This window comes from Cellulomonas sp. PS-H5, from assembly GCF_019265565.1.
Classification (GTDB): Bacteria; Actinomycetota; Actinomycetes; order Actinomycetales; family Cellulomonadaceae; genus Cellulomonas.
In genome coordinates, this window is record NZ_JAHVCI010000114.1 from 1 (window position 1) to 3931 (window position 3931).

The 3931-nt window shown below is 77.1% G+C and carries 4 protein-coding genes; 3 read left to right on the forward strand and 1 reads right to left on the reverse strand.

What is annotated here, in order from left to right; all coding sequences use genetic code 11:
- From J5O08_RS20370 to J5O08_RS20380, 3 genes are all read left to right on the forward strand, one after another.
- The coding region (locus J5O08_RS20370; protein WP_374226003.1) for a hypothetical protein at positions 1-854 on the forward strand (854 nt) is incomplete at its 5' end.
- Positions 851-1729, forward strand: coding sequence for a hypothetical protein (locus tag J5O08_RS20375; RefSeq protein WP_218708730.1), 879 nt, complete (start codon positions 851-853; stop codon positions 1727-1729). The genes J5O08_RS20370 and J5O08_RS20375, both read left to right, overlap by 4 nt.
- A 55-nt stretch (positions 1730-1784) precedes the next feature.
- Positions 1785-3077, forward strand: coding sequence for an MFS transporter (locus J5O08_RS20380; protein ID WP_218708731.1), 1293 nt, complete (start codon positions 1785-1787; stop codon positions 3075-3077).
- 46 nt (positions 3078-3123) lie between these two features.
- On the opposite strand, the gene J5O08_RS20385 is transcribed toward J5O08_RS20380, so the two are convergent.
- A complete protein-coding gene (locus J5O08_RS20385) occupies positions 3124-3849 on the reverse strand; it encodes a M23 family metallopeptidase (RefSeq protein WP_374226004.1) in 726 nt (241 codons plus the stop codon).
- Positions 3850-3931: the final 82 nt, after the last annotated feature.

Sequence of the window (3931 nt, forward strand, 5' to 3'; positions counted from 1 at the left end):
CCGCCCCGCCCGGGCCGCCGGCCGCCGCACCCCCGGCCGCCGTCCCCGCCCCGGCGCGCGCCCCGGACCTCGAGGTCGCTCCGCTGCCGCCCGCGCCGCGCCCGGGCGGGCCCCTCGTCGTCGTCCAGGGCGACCGCGCCCTCGACGTCGTCCCCGTGTCCGCCACGGCGGTCGTCGTGACGTTCGCCTCGGGCGGCTGCGCCGTGCTGCCCACCCTGCCGGGCCGGGTCACGCTGGCCACCGTCGAGCGCGGCTGCCTCGTCGACTGCGCGCTGCCGCGTGCGCCCGGTGCCGACGGCGGCCCGCCCCCGCCCGGGGTGGACGGGGCGGTCGCCCGTCGGGCGCTGGCCGCCGCGTGGTCCCGGTTCGGGCTGCGCCCGGACGACGAGGACGACGAGGACGTCGGCTCCGATCCGGCGCCCGGCCGGGCCGGGCACGACCGCGTGCGGGACCGGGCCGAGCGCCCCGCGGTCGCGGTCGACACCGACCCGCTCGCCGCGCTCTACCGTGCGTGGGAGCTGCACGACCGCGGCCGGCGTGCGGCGATCGCTGGCCTGGCAGCCCCCGGTTCCCCCGGCGCGCGGCTGTTCGACGTCGTGCTGCTGGCCTCCGGCCCCGACCCGGGCCACGACGACGAGCCCGTGGACTGGTCCGACCTGCTGACCCCGGTCCCGCTGCTGTCCCGTGGCTGGCCGCTGCTCGCCGCGGCGCCGCCTGCCGTGCGGGACCACGCCCTGTCGTTCCCGGCGCGGCTGCCGTCGCACTGGACCCTGTTCGCCGCCGAGAACGCCGCGCGCGTCGCGGAGGTCGCCACCGCGGCGGCCGTGCCGTCCCGACCCGAGGAGGAGCCATGAGGACGCTCGTGCTGGTGCACGGCCGGGCCCAGGAGCACAAGGACCCGCTGGCGGTGAAGCGGGAGTGGCTCGCCGCGCTCGACGAGGGCGCGCACCACGCCGGCCGCCCGCTCGACCTGCCCGACGAGCGGGTCCGGTTGCCGTACTACGGGCAGACGCTGTTCGACCTGGTCTCCGGGGACGCCGAGCACGCCGCGGAGGTCGTCGTCCGCGGTGCCGACGCCGGGCCGGACGCCGAGACGCTGTTCGTCCGCGAGGCGCTGCTGGAGATCGCGGAGCAGGCCGGCGTCGCCGAGGACGCCGCACGGGAGGCGGGCGCCGACGGCCCGGTCGAGCGCGGCCCGATGAACTGGCGGTGGGTCCGGGCGACGCTGACCGCGCTCGACCGGCTGCCCAACGTCAGCGCGTGGTCGATCGCGCTGGCCACCCGGGACGTCTACCAGTACCTGCACAACGTGCGGGTCCGGGACACCATCGAGGACGGGGTGCGCCAGGCGCTCGACGGCACCGACGGGGCGGTCGTCGTGTCGCACTCGCTGGGCACCGTCGTCGCGTACAACCTGCTGCGCCGGGAGGCGGCCACCCGCGGCTGGGACGTCCCGCTGCTCGTGACCGTCGGCTCCCCGCTCGGCGTGACGAACATCAGCCGCACGCTGCGGCCCGTGTCCTGGCCCGCGCCCGTCCGGGCCTGGTTCAACGCCTACGACCCCGACGACCTCGTCGCCCTGCACCCGCTCACGGCGCCCTGGTTCCCCGTCGACGGCATCGACGACTACGGCAAGGTCGACAACCCGACGTCGAACCAGCACGGCATCTCGGGCTACCTGTCGGACGCCCGGGTCGCCGCGACGATCCTCGAGGCGCTCGAGGGCTGAGGCGGCACGGAATGCGGTCGGCGCGGGGCCGGGCGCGGGCTAGCATCTCGCCCTTGTGAGCCGACTCGTCGAGACCGTCCTGCCCGCCCGGCTCGGCACCCCGTTCCGGTGGCTCATCGCGTCGTCCTGGACCAGCAACCTCGGCGACGGCATCGCCATGGCGGCGGGCCCGCTGCTCGTCGCGTCGCTCACCGACGACGCGCGCCTGGTGGCGCTCGGGGCGACCGTCCAGTGGCTGCCCCCGCTGCTGTTCGGGCTCCTCGCCGGGGCGCTGGCCGACCGGTGGGACCGCCGCCGGATCGTCCTCGTCGTCAACTGGGTGCGGGTGCTCGTGCTCGGGGTGCTGACCGCGACCATCGGCACCGGACACGCCTCCATCGTCCTGGTCCTGGCCGTGCTCTTCGCGCTCGGCACCGCCGAGGTGTTCGCCGACAACGCGGCGCAGACCTTCCTGCCCATGCTCGTGCGCCGCGACGACCTCGCGCTCGCCAACTCCCGGCTGCAGACCGGCTTCATCACGGTCAACAAGCTCGCGGGCCCGCCGCTCGGCGCCGCCCTGTTCGCGGCCGGGGCGGTCTGGCCGTTCGCCGGGCAGGCGCTCCTCGTGGCGGCGGCGGCCCTGCTCGTCGCACGGATCGTCCTGCCCGCGGTCCCGCGCGACCCGGAGCGGCGCAGCCACCTCGGGCGGGACATCGCCGAGGGCTTCCGGTGGACGGTCCGGCACCCCGCGGTCCGGACGCTGGTGCTCACCATCTTCATCTTCAACATCACGTTCGGGGCGGCGTGGTCGGTGCTCGTCCTCTACGCCACGCGGCGGCTCGGGCTCGGCGAGATCGGGTTCGGCCTGCTGACCACCGTCAGCGCGGTCGGCGGGCTGGTCGGCGGGGTGATCTACGGCTGGATCACCCGCCGGGTCAGCCTCGGCAACCTCATGCGCATCGGGCTGATCGTCGAGACGCTGACCCACCTCGGTCTGGCGCTGACCCGGCAGGCCTGGGTGGCGATCGGGATCTTCTTCCTGTTCGGCGTGCACGAGCTCGTCTGGGGCACGACGTCGGTGAGCGTCCGGCAGCGTGCCGTGCCGCGGGCGCTGCAGGGCCGGGTGGGCAGCGTGTACACCGTCGGCGTGTTCGGCGGGCTCGTCGTCGGGTCGGCCGTCGGCGGCGTGCTCGCGGAGCACTGGGGCGTGACCGCGCCGTTCTGGTTCGCGTTCGCGGGGTCGGCGCTGTTCGTGGTGCTGATCTGGGGCCAGCTGCGGCACGTCGCGCACACCGACGACGCCCCGGAGCCGCTGCCGGAGGACGAGGCGCCGGCTGCCGAGGCCCAGGGCGCGTCGCGGGACGTCTGACGCGGCGACCCTCGTCGAGGTCGGTGGTTCTGCTCGAGATCGGTGCCTAGAACCACCGATCTCGAGCAGAACCACCGATCTGGGCGCGCCGGACGACCGCGCCCTCCGGGGGGACCGCACGGGCGCGCGGCAGCCACGTGCCGTCCGCAGACCGCTCCTCGTACGCCCCCAGAGCGAGCGGCAGGCCGCGGGCGCGCGCCGGGTCGGGGCCGTCCATCGCCTGCAGGTGCACGTGCGGCTCGGTCGCGTTCCCCGAGCAGCCGCACTCGCCGACCGGCTCCCCCGCCGCGACGGCCTGCCCGACCCGCACCCGCACCGACCCCGCGCGCAGGTGCGCCACCGCCACGCACCCGCCGTCGGCCCGCGCCACCACGACGTGGTTCCCGGCCACCGCCGCGATCCCGCGCCGCAGCCGCCCCGCCTGCCCGAGCGCGTACGGAAGCAGGGTCAGCGGCGAGCGACGGCCGCCGTGGTCGGGCTCGCCGTCGTGCGCCGCGACGACCGTCCCGGCGACCGGGGCCAGCACCGGCCGACCGAACCCGACGAACCGCTCCGGCGGCTCGACGGCCAGCACGGTGCGCCAGTCCACGACCTGCGCCGACCGCCCGTCGGCGTCCGTGCCGACCAGGTCGATCGCGTACCGCAGCGCGAGCAGGTCCGTCCCGTGGCTCGGCACCCGGCGCGCGGGGCTGTTCTCGACCCGCCAGCACCCGCCGCCGGGCAGGTCGAGCACGACCGCTGGTCCCGCGCCGCCGTCCCGCACGCGCGCCACCCTCCCACGCCGCGCCGCGCCGGCGCCGCCCGCCGTCGCCCCGCCGGTCCGGCCCTCGCCCGCGCCCGCGCTCCCCCGCCCG